Source organism: Kitasatospora viridis (genome assembly GCF_007829815.1).
Classification (GTDB): Bacteria; Actinomycetota; Actinomycetes; order Streptomycetales; family Streptomycetaceae; genus Kitasatospora; species Kitasatospora viridis.
Genome location: NZ_VIWT01000001.1, coordinates 332,490 through 353,096 on the forward strand (window position 1 = coordinate 332,490; position 20,607 = coordinate 353,096).

17 protein-coding genes are annotated in these 20,607 nt (G+C 71.6%); 8 read left to right on the plus strand and 9 right to left on the minus strand.

Annotated features, from left to right (window positions below; translation table 11 throughout):
• The first annotated feature begins 236 nt into the window (after positions 1-236).
• Genes FHX73_RS01565 through FHX73_RS01575 form a run of 3 tightly spaced genes read left to right on the plus strand, consistent with a single transcriptional unit; the run spans position 237 to position 1,582 of the window.
• Positions 237-1,097, plus strand: coding sequence for a helix-turn-helix domain-containing protein (locus tag FHX73_RS01565; RefSeq protein WP_246213297.1), 861 nt, complete (start codon positions 237-239; stop codon positions 1,095-1,097).
• A gap of 4 nt (positions 1,098-1,101) precedes the next feature.
• The gene (locus tag FHX73_RS01570; RefSeq protein WP_145902884.1) at positions 1,102-1,326 is read left to right on the plus strand and encodes a DUF397 domain-containing protein; all 225 of its coding nucleotides are present in this window, start codon (positions 1,102-1,104) and stop codon (positions 1,324-1,326) included.
• Between the two features lie 40 nt (positions 1,327-1,366).
• Entirely contained in the window at positions 1,367-1,582 is a 216-nt protein-coding gene (locus tag FHX73_RS01575; RefSeq protein ID WP_145902885.1) for a DUF397 domain-containing protein, read from the plus strand.
• Positions 1,583-1,650: 68 nt separating this feature from the next.
• Here the strand turns inward: FHX73_RS01575 and FHX73_RS01580 are convergent, their stop codons facing one another.
• From FHX73_RS01580 to FHX73_RS01595, 4 genes are all read right to left on the minus strand, one after another.
• Entirely contained in the window at positions 1,651-3,144 is a 1,494-nt protein-coding gene (locus FHX73_RS01580) for an RICIN domain-containing protein (RefSeq protein ID WP_145902886.1), read from the minus strand.
• 310 nt (positions 3,145-3,454) lie between these two features.
• Positions 3,455-4,027, minus strand: coding sequence for a GNAT family N-acetyltransferase (locus FHX73_RS01585; protein WP_145907994.1), 573 nt, complete (start codon positions 4,025-4,027; stop codon positions 3,455-3,457).
• A 73-nt stretch (positions 4,028-4,100) separates the two neighbouring features.
• On the minus strand, positions 4,101-4,523 hold the full coding sequence (locus FHX73_RS01590) for a nuclear transport factor 2 family protein (RefSeq protein WP_145902887.1): 423 nt from the start codon (positions 4,521-4,523) through the stop codon (positions 4,101-4,103).
• 61 nt (positions 4,524-4,584) lie between these two features.
• Positions 4,585-5,208 (minus strand): TetR/AcrR family transcriptional regulator, encoded by a 624-nt coding sequence (locus tag FHX73_RS01595; RefSeq protein ID WP_145902888.1) that lies wholly within the window; start codon positions 5,206-5,208, stop codon positions 4,585-4,587.
• Between the two features lie 103 nt (positions 5,209-5,311).
• On the opposite strand from FHX73_RS01595, the gene FHX73_RS01600 reads away from it, so the two are divergent.
• Positions 5,312-6,214: an alpha/beta fold hydrolase gene (locus tag FHX73_RS01600; RefSeq protein ID WP_246213298.1), complete on the plus strand. Its 903-nt coding sequence runs from the start codon at positions 5,312-5,314 to the stop codon at positions 6,212-6,214.
• Positions 6,215-6,266: 52 nt separating this feature from the next.
• On the opposite strand, the gene FHX73_RS01605 is transcribed toward FHX73_RS01600, so the two are convergent.
• The 3 genes from FHX73_RS01605 to FHX73_RS01615 form a co-directional block, all read right to left on the minus strand.
• Entirely contained in the window at positions 6,267-6,662 is a 396-nt protein-coding gene (locus FHX73_RS01605) for a nuclear transport factor 2 family protein (RefSeq protein ID WP_145902889.1), read from the minus strand.
• 593 nt (positions 6,663-7,255) lie between these two features.
• Positions 7,256-8,383: a HesA/MoeB/ThiF family protein gene (locus FHX73_RS01610; protein ID WP_145902890.1), complete on the minus strand. Its 1,128-nt coding sequence runs from the start codon at positions 8,381-8,383 to the stop codon at positions 7,256-7,258.
• Between the two features lie 239 nt (positions 8,384-8,622).
• Positions 8,623-8,916, minus strand: a complete 294-nt coding sequence (locus tag FHX73_RS01615) for a muconolactone Delta-isomerase family protein (protein ID WP_145907996.1) — start codon at positions 8,914-8,916, stop codon at positions 8,623-8,625.
• Between the two features lie 159 nt (positions 8,917-9,075).
• Here FHX73_RS01615 and FHX73_RS01620 point away from each other — a divergent pair, with 159 nt between their 5' ends.
• The 3 genes from FHX73_RS01620 to FHX73_RS01630 are packed head-to-tail and all read left to right on the plus strand — an operon-like array spanning position 9,076 to position 14,694.
• Positions 9,076-9,819: a hypothetical protein gene (locus FHX73_RS01620; protein WP_145902891.1), complete on the plus strand. Its 744-nt coding sequence runs from the start codon at positions 9,076-9,078 to the stop codon at positions 9,817-9,819.
• Positions 9,820-9,829: 10 nt separating this feature from the next.
• Positions 9,830-11,509, plus strand: a complete 1,680-nt coding sequence (locus tag FHX73_RS01625) for a DNA polymerase Y family protein (protein ID WP_145902892.1) — start codon at positions 9,830-9,832, stop codon at positions 11,507-11,509.
• Positions 11,509-14,694: an error-prone DNA polymerase gene (locus tag FHX73_RS01630; protein ID WP_145902893.1), complete on the plus strand. Its 3,186-nt coding sequence runs from the start codon at positions 11,509-11,511 to the stop codon at positions 14,692-14,694. The genes FHX73_RS01625 and FHX73_RS01630 overlap by 1 nt, the downstream gene beginning before the upstream one ends.
• Here FHX73_RS01630 and FHX73_RS01635 read toward each other — a convergent pair.
• Positions 14,691-15,116, minus strand: coding sequence for a group III truncated hemoglobin (locus FHX73_RS01635; protein WP_145902894.1), 426 nt, complete (start codon positions 15,114-15,116; stop codon positions 14,691-14,693). The genes FHX73_RS01630 and FHX73_RS01635 overlap by 4 nt on opposite strands.
• 17 nt (positions 15,117-15,133) lie before the next feature.
• On the opposite strand from FHX73_RS01635, the gene FHX73_RS01640 reads away from it, so the two are divergent.
• Complete coding sequence (locus FHX73_RS01640) at positions 15,134-15,790, plus strand: HAD family hydrolase (protein ID WP_145902895.1); 657 nt, start codon at positions 15,134-15,136, stop codon at positions 15,788-15,790.
• A gap of 70 nt (positions 15,791-15,860) precedes the next feature.
• Here FHX73_RS01640 and FHX73_RS01645 read toward each other — a convergent pair whose 3' ends face one another.
• On the minus strand, positions 15,861-19,916 hold the full coding sequence (locus FHX73_RS01645; protein ID WP_145902896.1) for a ricin-type beta-trefoil lectin domain protein: 4,056 nt from the start codon (positions 19,914-19,916) through the stop codon (positions 15,861-15,863).
• Positions 19,917-20,607 lie beyond the last annotated feature (691 nt).

Genomic DNA, 20,607 nt, shown 5'->3' on the forward strand with positions numbered 1-20,607 from the left:
ATCACCGGCAGCAATCGGGGTGCGGTGCAGCCCTGTTGACGGCTTGCGGCAGGCATGGGGATGCCCGGTCGACGAGTCGTCATGATCACTGAGGTGAGCGGATCGACTACTGTTCGTCAGCATGCTCCCAGAAATCCCCACGGTGCAAGTTGCTACTGCGGAAGTCGTTAAAGATTGTTTTCGCGGTCCGCTGCGGGCAGACTTGCCACCGCCACCAGCGAGAGGAGGTCCCCGACGTGCCCGTGAACAAGAACCCGACGGTCCGTCAACGGCGCCTGGCCCGAACGCTCAAGGAGCTCCGGACCGCGAAGCGGCTGACACTTGCTCAGGCCGCACAGCAGTTGGAGTGCGCCGAGAGCAAGATCAGCCGGATCGAGGCAGCCCTGTCCGGCATCCGCCTGGTCGATCTGCGGCTGCTGCTCGACTTCTACGGAGTGCAGGACCCGGCTGAGCGGGCCCGCCTGGAGGCGCTGTCGCGCGAGGGGCGCTTGCGGGGGTGGTGGGACCGGTATTCGGAGACGCTCGCGCCGGTCTACGCGGATTACATCGCCCTTGAGGCGGATGCGTCGGACATGTACAGCATCGAGACGCTGCTGATTCCAGGGCTGTTGCAGACCGAGGACTACACCCGTGCGGTCGTCCGGGCGCAGATCCCGGATGCGACATCGGAACAAGTCGAAACGCTCACCAAAGTTCGGCAGGAGCGCCGGTCGGCACTGACGCGTGAGTCGCCGCTTCGCATGTGGGCCGTGCTGTCCGAATCCGTGCTGAAGCACCAGATCGGCGGACTCGCGGTGATGCGCGAGCAGCTTGACTTCCTCGTCACCTCAGCCGCCCAACCGAACATCAACGTCCAGGTTCTTCCCGAGAGTTCGGATGTGCATGCAGCGCTGTTCGGCCCTGTCGCCATCCTGAGTTTCCCGGACACCACCGACACGGACGTGGTGTACGTGGACAGCCTCCTCAGCACTCTCTACATCGAGGAGCCGGCCGAGGTGGGCAAATACGCCGACCTGTTCCGCCGGGCCTTGGCGGAATCGCTGCCAAGCACGAGGTCAATCGCACTCATCGAGCGCATCGCAAGGGAAATGGTCTAGCAACATGGTGAGCAGTTTTCTGACGTCCGCCTCCACTGCCGGCTTCACCTGGCGGAAGTCCTCCTTCTCGGGCGCCCAGAGCAATTGCGTCGAGGTCGCCGACGACGTGCCCGGCATCGTCCCCGTGCGCGACTCCAAGAACCCCCACGGCGCCGCCCTGCTCTTCACCACCAACGCGTGGACGGCATTCGTGGGCGAGCTCAAGCGGGACGGCTTCCCCACCATCTGAGCATCAGCACTCGACGCTCACAAGGGAGATGACCCACACCATGACGAACAGCCATCTGACCTCCACCAGCCCTACCTGGCGGAAGTCCACCTTCTCGGGCGCCCAGAGCGAGTGCGTCGAGGTCGCCGACGGCATCCCCGGCACAGTCCCCGTGCGCGACTCCAAGAACCCCGACGGCGCCGCCCTGCTCTTCCCCACCGACGCGTGGACGGCGTTCGTGGGCCAGCTCAAGCGGGACGGCTTCACCGCTGTCTGACCCGGGAACCCGTGAGCCCCGGGTCTGTTGCCAGACCCGGGGCCCCGGGGCACCGTCTCAGCCGGTGATCAGGCGATCGTCCACTGCTGGAGCGGGGAGCCGGTGTTCAGCTCCTGGCTCACCAGGGAGTCGTTGTCGGAGAAGTCGGTGGTGAGCAGCAGTCCCGAGTAGGCGTTGGTGAGGGTGTAGGCGCCCGAGGGCAGCTTCACGGCCTGCCAGTGCTGGTTCGCCGCACCGGTGCAGGCCTCCTGGACCACCGCGGCACCCACGACGGGAACCTTCCACCCGCCGTCGTCCAGGCAAAGCTTCGAGGCGGCACTGGCGATGGTGTAGGACTTGTCCGGCTGCTGGGTGAACACCCACTTCTGGTTGGTGCCACCGTCCTTGACCCAGGTGATCGGCTGCTCGCCGGGGGTCGTGGAGGAGGCCGGGTCGTCGAGGGCGAAGCCGCCGCCGACCGTCAGCTGGTGCGTGCCGGTCAGGTCGCCGCCGTGGTTGACGATCGGGTGGGAGATCGCGCAGGAGTTGGTGTCGTTGGACCACGAGGCCTGCTCGGCGTAGCTGCCGAACGGGCCGAAGCTCACCCGCTGCGCGCCACCGGCCTGGCCGGGCTTGATCCAGGCGCACTCGTCCGAGTTCTCGTCGCCGCCGACCGGGTTGGCCCAACCGGTGTTCGGATAGGTGTCGGACATCATCTCGTGCCACTCGTGGCCGAGCGTCATGGTGTAGCCGTCGAGATTGCCCGCCGCACCGGCCGTGACGAAGTTCTTGCCGCAGTCGGCCATGTCGACGTTGTACGGCTGGTTGCTGAACGCGATGTCGTTGCCGTAGGCGGACGGCGCCGCGCCACCGCTGAGGTTGGCCGCGTCGTTGTTCCAGTCGTGCCACGCGCAGTACTGGCCCTGGTAGCCGTCCGGGTTGGTGCCGTGCGGCGACATGATCACGTAGTACGCGTTGCGGTTGCTCGCCGCGGTCTTGTTGCCGAAGTGCCCGGCGGCCTTGTTCGCCTCCAGGGCGAGGCCGTGGCCGTTGGCCTTCGCGGGCGAGGGCGCGGCGTTGTCGTACCAGATGCCGGTCAGGACGCCACCGGCCTGGTAGGGGACGAACTGCGCGGCCGGCAGGTTCGCCGGGCAGGCGCGCGCACCCTTGGCCACGCCCGCGCCGTCGCACCACTGCGTCAGGTCCGCCGACCAGAGTTCGCCGTTGGTGCCGATGCCCTTGAACATCTGCTGCGCCGCACCGGCCACGCCGGCCGCGTCGCCGGAGAACTTGGCGTTGCCGTTCGCGTCGGTGGTCTGCTTGCCCCACTGGGTGCCGTAGAAGACCAAGTACACCTTGGTCTTCGCCCCGCTCATGACGCCCGCACCGTCGATGCCGCCGTTGTAGGCGAGCGTGTTCTTGTTGGCGGCGGGCGCCGCGACCCGGGCGGCGGCGTGCACCGCACGCGCCTGGGCCGCCTGATCGACCGTCACCATGACGCCCGCCCGGTGGGCGGACGCGGCAGGGGCGTCCGTCGCCTGGGCAGCGCCACCGGCGGCGGTCGCGGACGCGGCTGCGCTCACCAGGAGCGCGATGGCCGCACCGAGCACGACCGCACCGCGTATCGTCGTTCTCTTCACTGCGCGATTCCCCTCTGGACCGTTGCGTGGTCCATTTCCAGAGGTTGATCAGCACGATTGTGCTGCGGTGAAGTTAGAAGCCGCGGCAATCTCCAGTCAAGGAAAAGACCCAGCAAACTCCCAGGCGAAGATATCGAAACACCTTGGAAATACGGCCTCGTCGCCGGATCGCCCGCAATTAATTCGGCGGACACGAGATGCTAACCGGACCAAGAAATGCCACCCGGCGAGGGCTTGGACCGGTGACGGGGATTCAGGCTCCGGGAACCGCTGACGGCCCGGCAGGTGCACCCACGACGCCGTAGGCGCGGTCGCCGATGGTGAACTCCCCCATCGGCGTCATGCCGAAGCCGTCGACGTGGACCCGCCAGGACGTCTTGTTGACCAGTTCGATGAAGGCGACCATCACCTCGGCCCGCCCCGAGGCCGCTTCGACGGCCGCCGTGAACAGTCCGCGCGCCACTCCCCGGCCACGGTACGCGCCGTCGACCACCACGGGCCCGTAGATCAACCACCGCGTCGCGCTGAGCGGTTGCCCCTGCCAGTGCAGCGAATCCTGCGCGTCCAGCAGCGCCGCGACCGGTGGCGGCGGGTTGAGCGCGTCCGCCGGGGAGAGCAGCCCGAGCAGGCCTGCCAGGCGTCCGTCGTCGTCCGCGACCAGCAGGCCCCCGCGCTCAGCCATCGCACGCAGTACGTCGACGTCGAACGCGCCCTGCACGAAACCCTGTTCGGCGCGCTGCTGCTCCGTCAGCGCGTCGTGGTGGTTGGCCGCGAAGAGCTCGGCCATGGCGGGGGCGTCGGATGCGCTGGCGTATCGGTAGTCCAAGTCCATGGCACGGATGCTTTCATGACCGTGCGTCGCCTCCGGCCCGGGGGCAACGGATCAAGCACTCACCGGCTCACCGGCTCATCAGCTCGGGCGCGAAGTAGTCGCGCAGTCGGGCGATCCTCCCGTCGCGGACGCGGAAGATCTGCACCAGCGAGACGGTCACGTCACCCTCGCCGTCCTCCCCGCCCCCGTCGAAGACCGCGTCGATCTCGGCGATGAACACGTCGGGGTCGGCGGTGGTGTGCAGCACGTACCCGGACTTCTCGACGTTCGCCGGGCGGCTCTCCTTCGCCGGCAGCGCGTAGTACTCCGCCATCGCGCTGCGGATCTCGTCGCGGCCCACCAGCCTCCTGGGGAAGGCGGCGCCCGGGGGCATCAGTGGCGCCTCGAAGACACCGTCCTCGGTGAAGTTCTCGGCCAGCGCGTCGGCGTTCCGGGTCATGGTCCCGGCGTAGAGGTAGCTCTCGAAGATCTGCTGCGGCGTGCGGGACACGGCGGCCTCCCTGGACTGGGCATCACAAGTATCCGTAGGAGTATGGCAGTTCCCGTGCGAATCACCCGCCGGTACCAGAACCCGGATCCGGGAAGAGCCGGCCGAGGTGGTAGTGCAGCACGGCGCCGGCGTCCGCCGCCGTGCGCTGGCCGAGCAGGACGCTCAGGCCCAGGCCCGCCGAGACGGCCAGCAGGACGACGGCCTCCTGGCGGGCGTCGAGGAGCGGATCGGCGCCGCCGGCCTGTTGGGCAGCGGCGAGTTGGGCGACCAGGAAGGCCTCCATCTCGTCGGGCGCCGCCAGGAACGCCTTGCCACCGAGGGCGGGATCGGTGACGGAGAGCACGGCGTACTCGGTGTAGACGAGGTGGAAGGTGCGGCTCTCCTCGTCGGTGGGCACGGCTTCGAGCAGCACCGCCTCGACGATCTCGCGCGGCGCCGGGGAGGCCCCGGCCGTCCGCACCCGCTCGCGGACCCGCTCGCCCATCCGGACTGCGAGGCGCTCCATGGTGGCGAGCAGCAACTGCTCCTTGGTGTCGAAGTAGTACTGCACCAGCCGCACCGAGATGCCCGCCTCGACGGCGACGGAGCGCATGGTGACGGCGTGCAGCCCGGTGGCCGCCGCCGCCCGGAGCAGGGCGTCGATGATCTGGGCCCGCCGCTCGTCGTGATCCACCAGCTTCGGCATCGGCTTCCTCTCGGATTCTTTTATGGTACAACCATACCATCAAGGCCTGCGGTTCTGCGGCCCAAGTGGTTCAAACGGTTCAAGTGCTTCAACGGGAGGGTTCATGACCAGGAAGAGCGTCGGACACTTCGTCAGCGAGCAGGCCCGCGCGAAGTTCCTCGATGCCTACGACCGCGCGATGGAGCTGTGGCCGAGCCCGCGCCGGGAGCTCGACGTCGAGACGAGCTACGGCACCGTGCACGTCCACCACTACGGCCAGGACGGACCGGGAGCCGGCGAGCCGGTCGTGCTGCTGCACGGGCACGCCGGGCACGCCTCCAACTGGTACCCCCAGGTCGCCGCGCTGGGCGAGCACCACCCGGTCTACGCGATCGACACGCTGGACGACCCCGGCCGCAGCGTGCAGCACACCGTCGCCGCCGGCTCCGCCGAGAACGCGGCCTGGCTCGGCGAGGTCCTGGCCGGCCTCGGGCTCGGCCGGGTCCACCTGGTCGGCGCCTCCTACGGCGGCTGGCTGACCCTCAATCAGGCCGTCCACGCACCCGAGCGCCTGGCCTCGATCGCGGTGCTGGACCCGGGCGGGATCGAGAAGGTCCCGGCGCGGTTCTACGCCCACATGATCGGCGGCCTGTTCGGCATGCTCGCCCCGCGCCGGTTCCGCCCCGCGCTCGGACGGCTGCTCGCCAACCCCGCGCTCAGCTCGCCGCCCGAGATGATCGCCCCGCTGATGCTCGCCATGCGCAGCTACAAGCCGACCGCCCGCCCCGCCGCCCGGCCCTTCACCGACGAGGAGTTGACCTCCGTCCGACTGCCCGCCCTGGTCCTGCTCGGCCGGCGCAGCGCGCTGGTCCGGCCGCGGCAGGCGCTGCGCCGGACCACCGCGCTGATCCCGGGCGTGCGGGCCGAGATCGTCGAACGGGCCGGGCACGGCCTCAACTTGGAGCAGCCCGAGCTGGTCAACGAGCGTCTGCTGCGGTTCGTGGCCGCGCCGACCGCCCTGCACTGAGCCGACTCACCGCGCGCGGACGGCCGACGGTGCGTCAGTCATCGACGATCCGTCAGTCACCGGGCACGGCGCTGACATGCGCGGCGAGCAGCCGCCAGCCGCCCCCGTCCGCGTGGACCCAGGTGCGGGTGTAGCGCAGGCGGGCGGCGAACTCCTGCCCGTCGACCGCCCCGGCGAGGGTGCCGAGGAACCAGGTGACGCCGGTGGCGCCCGTGACCAGGACCGTCAACTCCTCCTCCGCGACCCGGGTGAGGCGCTGCCGCCCGCTGCGCTGGAGCTCCAGGTCGTCCGCCTTCCCGTACAGCCGCCCGTCCGGCCCGGTGAAGACCAGCCGGTCGTCGAGCAGGGCATCGAGCGCATCGGCGTCGGCGGCGAGCTGCGCGGCCTGGAGGCGGCGCTCGGCGGCGCGCAGGTCTTCGGTCAACTGGTCGTGCCGGTCCGTGGCCATGACGGCACGTTAGCCCGTGCCGCCCCCGCGCGTCAGTCACCCGTCGACAGCGCATGGCCCTCCCGCACGCCGAGTGCCGTTCGCTTCGGCGTCACCGTGACGCCGAAACGAACGGCACTTTCGCGCACCAACTCACACACCGTGCCCGACCTGCACAGCAAGGTTCAGACACGGCCACTCGGCTTGCGGAAGGATGCCGATCGGCGCCACGTGCGGCTGCCGCACTGCTCGCTGGGCGACGCGGCAGCCGGCGCCGGCATCGGCACCGGCACCGGCACCGGCACCGGCACCGACCGATGGGTCAGATACGGCCGTTCGGCCAGGGGACGCTCTTCTGGGAGGTCTCGCTCTGCCTCAGCTTGCGGATGACGACCTTGTTCATCTCTGTCACTCCTCAACTCTCGTGATGTGAAGCGTGGGTGTCGGTCAGTGCTGGGATCGACAGGCGGCCTTGCCGATGCCTGCCTTCTCCCTCTCCTCCGGTTGTCGCACCGTGCGCGCGGTCGGGTTCGGGCCGTCGTGCCGGTGGGCCGGACGTCGTGGTGTCGCGGTGGGCCGTGCCGTGGTCGGCGGACGGCCGCTGCCTGCCGCGGTCAGGTTCGGTCGGCGCACACGGGGCACTGGGGGTGCCGGTCGCCGGTCATGTACAGCTGCTGCTCCGGCGCCGCCAGGTTCATCCCGAACTGGAAGCTGCCGCCGAAGTCGGGTGCTCCGGTGATGTGGGCCAGCACTCCGTGGGCGATCATCAGGCCGCTCATGCCCGCCGAGATGGCGGTGCTCGCCGCCACCTGATCGTTGTCGAGCAGTTCCGGGTCGTCCTGCTCGCTGATCACGGCGGGTGCGTCGCTGGACAGTTCGCCGCTGCGCAGGTGCATGCACTCGACGCAGGCGCCACCGTCCCGCGCCAGGATCTGGACCGTGCTCACGGGCCCGACGTATCCGCCGGTAACCCAGGGGATGCCTGCCTGGTGGCACGCGGTGTCGGCCCAGTGCCTGATCTTCAGGGGTCGGTCGGCGCACATCGCGAGGACGTCGCAGTTCTCGATGAGGCGGCTCAGGTCGGCGATCGATTCGACCTTGGCCTCTTCGCCGGTGATGGTGATGGTCGAGTTGACGGATCGCAGCCGTGCCACGGCGGCGTCCACTTTGGTGCGGCCGATGTCGGCTTCGCAGTAGAGGAACTGGCGCGTGAGGTTGGAGAGTTCGACACGGTCGTGGTCGACCAGGTGGAGGTTCCCGACACCGGAGGCGGCCAGGGCCAGGGCGACGCTGGAGCCACCGCCACCGAGTCCGAGCACGACGACCCTCGCGGCCTTGATGCGTTCCTGCACGGTCCACGGCGACGGTCGGGGTGTCAGGTCGATCCAGCGGTAGAACGCCTGGTTGCGTGAGTAGCGTTCCTGTTCCCGCGCGCTGAGTGTGGTGGAGTCCTGGGTTGCGGCGTCTTCGAGGAATCCGCCCTCGTAGAGCGCTTCGACGAGGGCGGCCACGGTGTCCCGGGGTTGCCCGGAGTCGGTGTGGAGCTGCTCGATGGACCGGGTGCCGTCCAGGAGGCGGATGATCTGCCAGAGCGAGCCGTCCGGGTCGTCGAACACGGAGGCGATGCCGAGGATGTCGCCACCCACCTGGATCGTTCCGTCGTCCCTGTGGACGGCCTGGTGTTCGCGCTTGACACGCGGCAGACGGTACGGAGGCCGGGGCGACGCTTCGGCGTTGGACATGAGGCTCCACTCGTGCGCTGACGGTGAGTCACGTGCGAAGCGCCGGTCGATCCCGGTCTCCACGGCGTGAGGCAGGGCGATGAGCTGGTGCGAGGTCTGGCGCCTTGCACGCTATCCAGGGCCCGTCCGTTCGTCAACGCCCCAATGATCCATCAACTCAACGAGATGCCAACGGCATTCACCGCTGTCCATCGTCCCGCCCGGCAGTGCGTGCAGTCCGTTGCCGGCGCCGGCCCCCCTCAGGTGTCCGCGCCCGGGTCGTTCGGGTGGGGTTCGAGCGGTGTGACCGTGGCGGTCATCCACGGCCACATCGGCAGGGTGCCGAGCACCGCAGTGCGCAGGTCGGCCTCGTTCGCCGCGCGCCAGATGCCGATGCTGCGCGGTTCGCCGAGCGGGCGCCAGAGGCGGGCGAGGCGGCCGGTGGCGGCGAGTTCGTGGGCGCGGACCGCCTCGGCGGCGCGGCGACGGTCCACTTCCTCGGCGGGGACGTCCGGGGGGACGTCGGTGGTGATCTCGACCAGGTACTCGTGCAGGTGCTCGGGCACGGCTCGGCTCCGTTCTTCGGGCCCAGCGGGTTCCGGGCCACTGGTACCCATGGTCACGCACCGCAGTCACTCGTGCACGAGGGTGAATTAGTTCGTCCGTTCGATTCTGACTGGCATTCGAACGAACGGATGTTCGATACTGGCTCCATGGTCACCCCCGTCCTGCTCCCCACTGCGACGCCGGTACCGGGGTCGTTCGAACAGGGCGGCACGGTGTCGGTGCCCGCGGCGTTGGCCGGGCTGCTGCCGGGGCGGGGGCTGCGGCGGGGCGCGGCGGTGTCGGTGGCCGGGGACGTGGGGTTGCTGCTGGCGCTCGGGGCCGGGGGTGCCGGGGACGAATCCTGGTGCGCGGTGGTCGGGCTGCCGGAGGTCGGGCTGCTGGCCGCCACCGGGTACGGGATCGACCCGGGCCGGCTGCTGCTGGTGGACCAGCCCGGGCGGCAGTGGCCCGAGGTGGTGGCCGCACTGGCCGGCGCCGTCGAGCTGGTGCTGCTGCGGCCGACCGGGCCGGTGGCGCCGCAGCTGGCGGCCCGGCTCGGGGCGGTGCTGCGGCGCACCGGGTGCGTGCTGCTGGTGGCCGGGGCCTGGCCGGGCGCGGAGCTGCGGCTCGGCGTGCGGGCCGGGCGCTGGTTCGGGCTGGGCGAGGGACACGGGCTGCTGGCGGGGCGGCAGGCCGAGGTGGTGGTGGAGGGGCGCGGCGCGGCGGCGCGCGGGCGCTCCGGGCTGCTCTGGCTGCCGGACGAGCACGGGGTGGTGCGGGAGCTGACCGAGGCCGAGCGGGCCGAGGCGGCGGACTGGGCGAACCGGGCTCCCGTGCCCGCCGCCGTCGGGGTGGGGCGCGGCGAACTGCCGGGCGACGCGGTGGGGCGGGGGCGGCTGACGGCGGTGTGAGGTGGCTGAGGTGCGCAGTGCTGCGGCGGCGCGGGTGCTGGCGGTCTGGTACCCGGACTGGCCGATCGTCGCGACCGGTGGGCTGAGCGGCCCCGCCGACCCGGTCGCCGTGGTCGAGGACGGCCGGGTGCTGGCCTGCTCGGACGCCGCCCGGCGGGCCGGGGTGCGGCGCGGGCAGCGGCTCCGCCTCGCCCACCGGCTCTGCCCCGAGCTGCGGCTGCGGGAGCGGGACCCGCTGGCCGAGACCCGGTGGTTCGAGTCGGTGGTGGCCGCCGTCGGCGCGTTCACCCCGCGGGTGGAGGTGCTGCGGCCCGGGCTCTGCGTGCTGCCGGTGAAGGGGCCGGCCCGGTACTTCGGCGGCGAGGAGGCGCTGGTCGGGCAGGTCCAGCGGGCGCTGGCCGAGCTGGGCGCCGAGCGGCGGCCGGGCGGCACGGCGGACGGCGGGGCTGGCGGCGGGGCGGGCGTACCGGACCGGGCCACCGACTGGGGCGGCCCGGCTGACGACCCGTCGGCCACCCCCGCTCCTGAAGAGCCGTCACCCCCCGCCGTGCTGCCGCCCGGCCCCCGGGTCGGGGTGGCCGACGGGGTCTTCGCCGGCGTGCTGGCGGCCCGGGCCGGGGTGCTGGTGCCGGTCGGGCGGACCGCCGAGTTCCTGGCGCCCTACTCCGTGGCCGTGCTGGAGGACGAGGGGCTGGCCGAGCTGCTGGTCCGGCTCGGCCTGCCCACCCTGGGCGACTTCGCCCGGCTGCCCGCCGCCACCGTGGCCGACCGGTTCGGCCCGGCCGGGCGGCTGGCCCACCGGCTGGCCCGGGGCCTGGAGGCCCGCCCGCCGGCCGCTCCGCTGCCCGGGCTCGACCTGGCGGTGGAGCAACGCTTCGACCCGCCCGAGCTGCTGGCCGAGCCGCTGGTGTTCGTCGGCCGGGCGCTGGCCGAGCGGCTGCACGAGGCGCTGGCCGGGGCCGGGGTGGCCTGTCGGCGGGTCTCGGTGGAGGTGGGGTGCGCGGACGGCAGCTCGGCGGCCCGGCTCTGGCAGCACGAGGGGCGGCTCTCCGCGCCCGCGCTGGCCGAGCGGGTGCGCTGGCAGTTGCAGGCCTGGCAGGGCGCGGGCACCTTCGCCCCGGCGGCCGGCGGTTTCACCGTGCTGCGGCTGGCGCCGGAGGAGCTGGTGCCGGACCACGGGCGCCAGCTCGCGCTCTGGGGCCAGACCGTGGTGGCGGACCGGGTGGAGCGGGCCGCCGCCCGGGTGCAGGCGCTGCTCGGCTACGGCGGGCTGAGCCGGGTGGAGCGGGTCGGCGGGCGCGGTCCGGGCGAGGTGCTGGTCCGGGTGCCGTGGGGGGAGCAGCCGCTGCCGGCCGCCGACCTGGACGCGCCGTGGCCCGGGCGGCTGCCGCACCCCGCGCCGGGGGTGGTCTGGCCGCAGCCGCGGCCGGTGGCGGTGCTGGACGCGGCCGGGCAGCCGGTCGGGGTGAGCGGGCGGGCCGAGGTGACCGCGCCGCCCTGCCAGCTGCTGCTGGACGGGCGGTTGGCGGTGGTCACCGGCTGGGCCGGGCCGTGGCCGGCGGTGGAGCAGTGGTGGGACCCGGAGCTGTCCCGGCGCCGGGCCCGGTTCCAGGTCACCCTGGCGGACGGCCGGGCGCTGCTGCTGGTGCTGGCCGGCGGCGGCTGGACGGTGGAGGGGTCGTACAGCTGATGGCGTTCGACAGCAAGCACCTGATGCCCTGGGGCGAACTGCGCCGCCGGATGACCGATCCGGTGCCGGCCACCGACACCCCCGCGCTCCCGGAGTCGACCACGCCCGCGCCGGTGCCGGAGCAGCCCGCCTGGGCCGAGCTGCACACCCACTCCGCGTTCAGCTTCCTGGACGGCGCCAGCGAGCCGGAGGCCCTGGTGGCCGAGGCGCTGCGCCTGGGCGTCGAGACCCTGGGGTTGACCGACCACGACGGCCTGTACGGCGCGGTCCGGCTCGCCGTGGCGGCGCGCGGCACCGCGCTGCGCACCGTCTTCGGCGCCGAGTTGAACCTGCGCGGTGTCGGCGGGCTGCCCGGCGAGCACCTGCTGGTGCTGGCCCGCTCCCCCGCCGGCTACCGGCGGCTCTCCGCCGTGATCGCCGCCGCCCAGCTGGCCGGCGGGGCGAAGGGGCGCCCGGTCTACGAGTTCGCCGAGCTGGCCGGGGCGCACGGCGGCGAGTGGGCGGTGCTCACCGGCTGCCGCGGCGGGCGGGTCCGGCGTGCCCTGGCGGAGCGCGGGCCGGACGCCGCGCTGGGCGAACTCGGCGCGCTGGCCGAGGCGTTCGGCGAGCGGAACGTCTTCGTCGAGCTGATCGACCATCAGCTCCCGGGCGACGACCCGCGCAACGACCTGCTGGCCGGGCTGGCCGGGCGGGCCGGCCTCGGCCTGGTGGCGTCCAACAACGTGCACCACGCGACGCCCGCCGAGGGGCGCCTCGCCCAGGGGCTGGCGGCGCTGCGGGCCCGCCGCACGGTGCGCGAGGCGGCCGGCTGGACCAGGGCGGCGGGCACCGCGCACCTGCGCTCGGGCAGCGAGATGGCGCGCCGGCTGGCCCGGTTCCCCGGGGTGCGGGAGGCCACCGCGGCGCTCGGGCGGGCCTGCGCCTTCACCTTCGAGGAGTTGGACCCGCAGCTGCCGGGCTTCCCGGTGCCGCCCGGCGAGGACGAGTTCAGCCATCTGCGCTCGCTCACCCTGCGCGGCGCCGAGCGGCGCTTCGCGGCCGACGACGCGGCGGCGCACGCCCAGGTGGCCAAGGAGCTCTCGGTGATCGGCCGGCTGGAGCTGGCCGGCTACTTCCTGATCGTGCACGACATCGTGGAGTTCTGCCGGGCCGAGGACATCTGGTGCCAGGGGCGCGGCTCGGCCGCCAACTCGGCGGTCTGCTACGCGCTCGGCATCACCGCGGTGGACCCGATCCGCTACGGGCTGCTCTTCGAGCGGTTCCTCAGCATGGAGCGGGACGGCCCGCCCGACATCGACCTGGACATCGAGCACCGGCGCCGCGAGGAGGTGATCCAGTACGTCTACCGGCGGTACGGGCGCGAGCACGCCGCCCAGGTGGCCAACGTGATCACCTACCGCCCCCGGCTGGCGCTGCGCGACGCGGCCCGGGTGCTCGGCTACCCGATGGACCAGGTGAACGCCTTCTCCCGGCAGGTGGACTTCCACTCCGCGCCCCGCGAGGACGCGGTGATCCCGGCCGACGTGCTCGACCTCGGCAGCCAACTGCACGGCCTGCCCCGCCACTTGGGCATCCACTCGGGCGGCATGGTGCTGACCCGGGAGCCGATCGGGCAGATCTGCCCGACCGAGTGGGCCCGGATGCCGGGGCGCTCGGTACTGCAGTGGGACAAGGAGTCCACCGCCGGGGCGGGGCTGGTCAAGATCGACCTGCTGGGCCTGGGCATGCTCTCCGCGCTGCACGACGCCTGCGACCTGGTGGCCGAACACCACGGCGAACGCTGGGACTTGGCGAGCATCCCGCCGCAGGACGCGGCGGTCTACGAGATGCTCTGCCGGGCCGACACGGTCGGGGTGTTCCAGGTCGAGTCCCGGGCCCAGATGGCCACCCTGCCCCGGCTGAAGCCCCGGGAGTTCTACGACCTGGTGGTGGAGGTCGCGCTGATCCGGCCCGGGCCGATCCAGGGCGGCTCGGTCCACCCCTACCTGCGCCGGCGGGCCGGGCTGGAGCCCGCCGACTGCCCGCACCCGCTGATGGAGCGGGCCCTGGCGAAGACCCTCGGGGTGCCGCTGTTCCAGGAGCAGATGATGCAACTGGCCATCGACTGCGCGGGGTTCAGCGGGGAGGAGGCGGACCGGCTGCGCCAGGCGATGGGCGCCAAGCGCTCGCACCAGCGGGTGGCCGAGCTGCGCCAGCGGCTGCTGGACGGAATGGCCGAGCGGGACATCCCGCCGCAGGTGGCCGAGGACGTCTTCACCAAGATCGAGGCGTTCTCCAACTACGGCTTCCCGGAGTCGCACTCGATCAGCTTCGCCTACCTGGTGTACGCCAGCGCCTGGTTGAAGCACCACTACCCGGCGGCCTTCACCTGCGCGCTGCTGGCCAACCAGCCGATGGGCTTCTACTCCCCGCTCAGCCTGATCTCGGACGCCCGGCGGCACGGGGTGAAGGTGCACCCGGTGGACGCCAACGCCAGCGCGGCCGGGCCGACCCTGGAGGGACCCCGGGACGCGCCGGCGATCCGGCTGGGGCTGGCCACGGTGCGCGGATTGGGCGAGGAGCAGGCGGCGGCCGTGGTGGCCGGCCGGCCCTACCGGGACCTGGAGGACTTCGCGCACCGGACCAGGCTGCCCGCGCCGCTCCTGGAGGCACTGGCGACCGCCGGGGCGTTCCGCTGCTTCGGTCTGACTCGTCGTCAGGCCCTCTGGGCGGCCGGCGCCTTGGCCACCACCGGGGAGGCGGAGCTGCTGCCGGGGACGGCGCCGGGCAGTGCGGCGCCCGAACTGCCCGCGATGACGCCGGTGGAGGAGACCATCGCCGACCTGTGGGCCACCGGCGCCTCGGCCGACCGCCACCCGGTGGAGCACGTGCGGTCGGCACTGCGGCACATCGGCGCCGTGCCGGCGGCGGAGCTGGGCGGCCTGGCGCACGGCTGCGAGCTGATCGTCGGCGGCCTGGTGACGCACCGTCAGCGGCCGCCCACGGCGGGTGGGGTGCTCTTCCTCAGCCTGGAGGACGAGACCGGCCTGATCAACGTGGTCTGCAACCGCGCCGTCTGGGAGATCCACCGCCGCACCGCCCTGGACCGGGCCGGCCTGCTCATCCACGGCCGCCTGGAACGCAACAGCGGAGCACTCAACGTGGTCGCGACCCGGCTCACCCCACTGCGGATCGCGGTGCCCTAGCCGGTGCGCAGCAGCAGCGCCGACAGCGGGACGAAGCCGCCCGGGCCGCCGGTGGCCGGGTCCTCGCCGGTGGTGCGGCGGATCATCGCGAGGGCGATCCGCTGGGCCTGGGCCTTGGCCCGCTCGGCGGCCGGGCCCTGGTGCAGGCCGTCCACCGTGGCGGCCCAGAGCTGCACCCAGCGGCCGTGGTGCTCGGCGGTGAGCGGGAGGGCGGTGTGCGGGGCGAACAGGTTGCGGCGGTACTCGGCGGAGCGCAGCAGCGAGCTGGCCCAGAAGTCGGTGATGTGCGGGAGGTGGGCCTCCAGCTCCATCCCGGCGAACTGCGGGCCGATCAGCGGGTCGGCGAAGGCGGCCGCGTAGAACCGGCGCAGCAGGACGTCGAGGTCCTGCCGGCTGCCGATGTCGCCGCGTACGGGGTTCACCGCTCCACCGTACTAGGGTGGCCGACGTGATCGAACTGGTGATCTTCGACTGTGACGGCACCCTCATCGACAGCGAGACCCTCGGGATCGAGGTGGACCGGGTCGCGATGGCGGCGTTCGGGCTCCCGATGAGCGAACGGGAGATCATCGACCGGTTCGTCGGGCTCGACGCCGCGGCGAAGACCGCCGCGCTCTCCGAGCTGCTCGGCCGGCCGCTGCCGGCCGACTGGTGGGAGGAGTACCGGCCGCTGCACAACCGGCTGGTCGAGGAGAAGCTGGCGCCGATGCCCGGGGTCCCCGAGGCACTGGCGGCGATCGACCTGCCGACCTGCGTGGCCTCCAACAGCAGCCACAGCTGGCTGCGCCGGGGGCTGGAGCTGACGGGGCTGTACGAGCGGTTCGCCGGGCGGATCTTCAGCGGGGCCGAGGACGTGCCGCGCGGCAAGCCGGCCCCCGACCTCTTCCTGCACGCCGCCCGCACCCTGGGCGCCGATCCGGCCGCCTGCGTGGTGGTCGAGGACAGCGCGCACGGCGTGGCCGCCGCCCGCGCGGCCGGCATGCCCGTCCTCGCCTACACCGCCGGGGTGACCCCGCCCGAGCGGCTGGCCGGCCCGGGCACCGTGCTCTTCGACGACATGCGGGAGCTGCCCCGGCTTCTCGCGGCCGGGCCCTGACGGCGAACGGCCCTCCCGAACGCTTGGGTTCGGGAGGGCCGTCGACTCACACCTCAGTGCTCACTGCTGACTAGAAGGTGTGCACCGTCCACTGCTGGTTGGCATCGCCCGCGATGCAGTCCCAGATGTCCAGCGCGGTCCCGTTGGTCATGTTCCAGCCCGGCAGTTCCAGGCAACGGCCCGAGGCGGGGTTGCGGATGGTGCCGTCGGACTTGAGGACCCACTGCTGCTCGGGGTGGCCGGGCGCGCAGTCCGCGCTGATCACGCCGGTGCCGTTGCCGGTGCCGGCGTTGGTGGTGGCGACGCACTCGCCGGCGCTGCGCAGCGTGCCGTCGGTGGCGAAGTTGAACTTCTGGCTGGCGCCGCCCCAGCAGCCCCACTCGACGACCGGGGTGCCCTTGGTGCCGCCGTAGTTGTCCAGGCAGTTGCCGCCGTAGTTGCTCTGGACCTCGGTCTGCACCGCGCCGTTGACCGTGCCGAGGTACATCGGGCCGCCGACCTGCGCCAGCGAGTTGACCGGGGCGGTGCCCAGGAACTCGGTCATCTGGTTGCTGCCGTTGATGGCGAGCAGGTCCGGGTTGCCGTCGGCGTTGACGTCACCGGGGGAGGTGACGGTGGGCCAGTCCGCCTGGCCCAGGCCGACCGGCAGGACCGGGGTCTGGGCGGGCAGCGCGTTGTTCGCCGTGGCGCCGGCCCACTGCTGCTCGCTGCCGCCGTCGCAGTCCCAGAGGATCAGCGGAGTGCCCTGGTTCTGGTTGGCTGCCGGGTCGGCCAGGCAGCGGCCGGACTGCGGGTTCTTCAGCGCACCGGCGGTCGGGCCGGCGACCCACTTCTGCGAGCCGGAGTTGTTGCACTGGAAGAGCTGGATGGGGTTGCCGTTGCCGGTGCCGCCGTTCTGCACGTCCAGGCACTTGCCCATCAGGTGGATGGTGTTGTCCGCGCCGTAGGTGACGGTCTGCGGGTTGGTGGTGTTGCAGTCCCACATCTGGGCGGCGGTTCCGCTGTTGCCCGCGCCGCCGTCCAGGCAGAGGCGGTTGCCGCTGGTGTCGGTCAGGCCCGAGCTGAGCGCGGCCCGGCCGGGCGGGGTGAGGCTGCTGTTCGGCAGGCCGTTGCTGTCGAAGGTCAGCGGGTAGCTGGCGATCGCGCCGGTGGCGTTGTCACGGACCCACAGGGTGGGGGTGCCGCCGGACTCGGTGCCATTGGCGACCGTGGCGCCGACGCTGCCGGGCGCGATCAGGGTGACGTTGGACCAGTTGGTGCCCTGAGCACCGATCAGGTACGCGTTGCCCAGGTTCGAACCGGCCCGGGCACTGCCGGTGTAGTACCAGAGCTTGCCGTTCTCCACGGTGATCAGGTCCGCGTACGGGGAGACACCCGCACCCGCCCAGTTGGCCGCGTTGGAGTACGCACCCGGTGCCACCATCTGGCTCACACCGGACCAGTCAGTGCCGTAGCTCGCGCAGTCCGCGATCGTGCAGGACGAGGCGACCGCGGGCCGGCCCACCGTCAGGACGTCCTGGGACTTGGTGAACTGACCGGCGACGCCGCCGCCGATGGTCGTGCCGTCGTTGCGGTACAGGTACATCTGGTGGGTCTTGGTCTGGTACGCCCAGATGTCGTCCAGGGTCGACTGGCTCTGCGAACCCCGGTGCGTGACCAGGTAGTTGTTCCAGCTGGTGGTGTCCGGGCTCTGCGCCTGGGTGGACGCGACCTGCGGCGTGGCCGCGGGGTCGGCGTTGCCCGGGATCAGCGTCAGGTTCCCCTTGCCGGCCGGGTCGGGGACGATGGTGTCGGGGATGCCGTCACCGGTCAGGTCACCCGCGACGGCCTTGGCGGCCGGGTTGAACGGCGCGTAGAAGCTGTACTGGGCGACGGTCGCCTGGGTGTTGCCGGCGCCGTCCACGGCCTGGACGTAGAGCGTGTGGGTGCCCCACTGGTTGGTGGACAGGTTGACCGGGATGCTCGCGGTCGCGGTGCCGTTGGCGTCCGGGGTCACGTTGATCGCGTTGCCGCCGCTGACCGGGTTGTTCTGGTCCAGCGACCAGAGGAACTTGGCCACGCCGCTCTTGATGCAGGCGGCCAGGTTGCAGCCGGTCGGGGTCGGGTCGGTGCTGGAGACCTGGATGTTGACGGTCCCGCTGCCCGCGTACGACTGCGGCGTGATGCCGCTGCCCAGCGGCGGGTACTGCGCCGACGGGGTGAAGCTCGCGATGCTCGGCGGGGTCAGGTCGACGCTGAAGTAGCAGTACCCCGAGCCGGGGCTGTTCAGCGTGCCGTCGGTGGCGGTGGCGTTCCAGCCGTACGTGTGGCCGTCCTGCACCACGCCGCCGATGTTGGCGCCGGTCCAGTTGCCCGAGGCGACCGTGTTCGAGGCCACCCAGGAGAAGTCCTTCGCCCCGCCGCTCCCGTTGTTGGTCATGTTGTCCCACACGTGGAACGAGGTCTGCAGGTTGTCACCCGGCATCGCCGTGGAGACCCAGGCGTGCAGGTTGATGTTGGACGCGTTGCCGTTCATGGTGGTCTGGCCGATCCACCCGGTCGTCCCGCAGATCGTGTACGGGTCGGTGTACATGCCCGACGGCGTGTTCGGCGCGATGTCGTAGTTGGTCTGCAGCACCGGGTTGGTGCTGAAGCGCATGAACCCGTAGTTGGTCGAGTACTTGGACTCGTTGCCGTAGATCCCGAAGGTCAGGTTGCTGTACCCGAGGTACTGCTTGACGCTGCCGGTGACGTCGAAGGTCACGTTCGGGTTGGTGCCGCAACTGCCGTAGACGGGGCCGATGTTCTGCGTGCCCTCGCCGGTGACGGTGCCGGGCTGGTTGTTCCAGGAGGTGCCGCCGCTGATGCCGCCGGTCAGGTTGAGGCCGATGCCCCAGGTGTCGGAGCAGGTGTGGTCGGCGCCGTAGGTCTCGGCGAGGTGCAGCTGCGAGCTCTGGATCACCATGTTGGTGGTGAGCGCGCTGGTGTTCATCTCGTAGTAGCTGCGGTAGATGCCGAAGCAGTTGGAGTCGTACTGCTGGTAGCCGACGCCCTCGCCGTTCTCCTGCGCGTTGTCGTACAGGCCCTGGCCCGCGCAGCCTTCCTTGACCTCGGTGTAGTGGTTCGTGGTGCCGGTGGGCGCCGGCTGCCAGGCCGGGTCGATGTACTCGGGGTACACGACGTCGCTGCTGGCGAGCTGACCGGCGTCAGGGGCCAGGGTCAGACCGCTGTTGTCCGCCTGGACCGCGATCTTGGCGATGTGCGCGCCGTGCCCCGGACCGTCCTTGGTCGAGACCGCCTGCGTGGCGGGGTCCACCGCGCTCTGCGGCGCGGGCGGCGCGTCCGGCGTGCCCTGCGCGACGGCGGCCCGGGGAGCGGCGTCCGCCGGCGCGGCCGCGCTGCGGGCCACCGACGGCTGAACCGGCGCCGGAGCGGTCGCGGAGTCCCACATGACCGGGGCCGGCGCGGTGAAGGCCGGTGTACCGTCAGCGGCCTTGGCCGTCACGTTGCCGGCGCCGTCGGCCGCGGTGCTCAGGCCGTTGCTGTTGATGGCCAGGCGCAGCGTCTTCAGCTGCGGGTCCGCCGCGGCCTGCGCATTGTGCACCACCAGGACCTCGTGGAACGCACCCTGGTCGGTGACCGTCGCCTGCAGGTCGACGCCCGGCAGCACGTTCGCGTACGTCGCCGTGTCACCACTGACACTCGGCACCGGCAGTGCGAACGGCAGCGACAGCGCCAGCTTGTGACCCGCCGGGTCCGTCAGCGCCACCAGCGGGGCACTGCCGCCGCCCGACAGCGCCACACCCGAGGCCGCCACCTTCGGCGAGAACGAACCGTCACCGTTCTTCGCCAGCGTCGCATCGACACCGGCCCACGAGCCGTTGCTCTGCTTCACCCGGATCGGCAGCACGTTCTGCGAGGTGGTCAGCGAACCGTCGGGGTTCGCCACCGTCAACGACGTCTCCGTCGTCAACGCGTCCACCGTCACCGGCTTGCCGGTCTTCTTCGCCTGCGCCTGGGCGATCTGGGTCGGGCCGGGGGCCACCTGCGCGGTCGGCGGCTTGGCCGTCGGGTCCGCGGGCCCGATCGGCGCCGCCAGCGCGGGGAGGGCCGAACCGGCCAGCGCGGTGGTCAACGCGGTGGTCAACGCCGCTGCCAGCGCCAGCCGGCGACGGAGCGTCCGCGTCGTCGTTGAGGGTCTTGAGAGGGGCACGTACGACTTCCTTCGGTTCAAAGGACCGAGGGGCGTCGGCGCAATGCGCGTGGAAAAGCCTCGCTGACGGTCCGTCGGGCGACGGAGCGTCAGAAAGCCGAGGCCGGCGGCAATGAACGGCCGCCGACGGCGAGCGGCCCTTGCCGCCGCATCTTTTTCCCTCTGGGGCGATTGCACGGCGAATACAGCCGTAGCCGCAGAGAGGTTATTGGATCCCCCCGGTGTCAGCAACACGGACCCTACACGTTGATGAAGGGAGTCTGAGCGCTTCGGGGACGAAGGGCTTGACCGAGTACCGACAAAATGCTCGGACCTGGTACATCACCGCAGGTCAGCTAAGTCTGAGCCAACTCCCAGGATCTGTCCCTTTCGTACTCGAAATGTGTGCATCGGGCGGCCTCCACCGGTCCGAGTTGCCCCGAATGAACCAGACAAGCACGGACATGCGCCTTTGCCAAAAGAACAGGATGACGGTGGCACAGATGACAGTTGTGACACGACCGTTGCGGCGGGTGATTGGCATCAATATCGTTCGGCGAGCCTCAAATGAGGGCTAGTCATAGAGATGATGTTCAAACTTGTGGGGGATTGTGTCGTGAGTCCACGACCATGGTTCAGTAGCCGT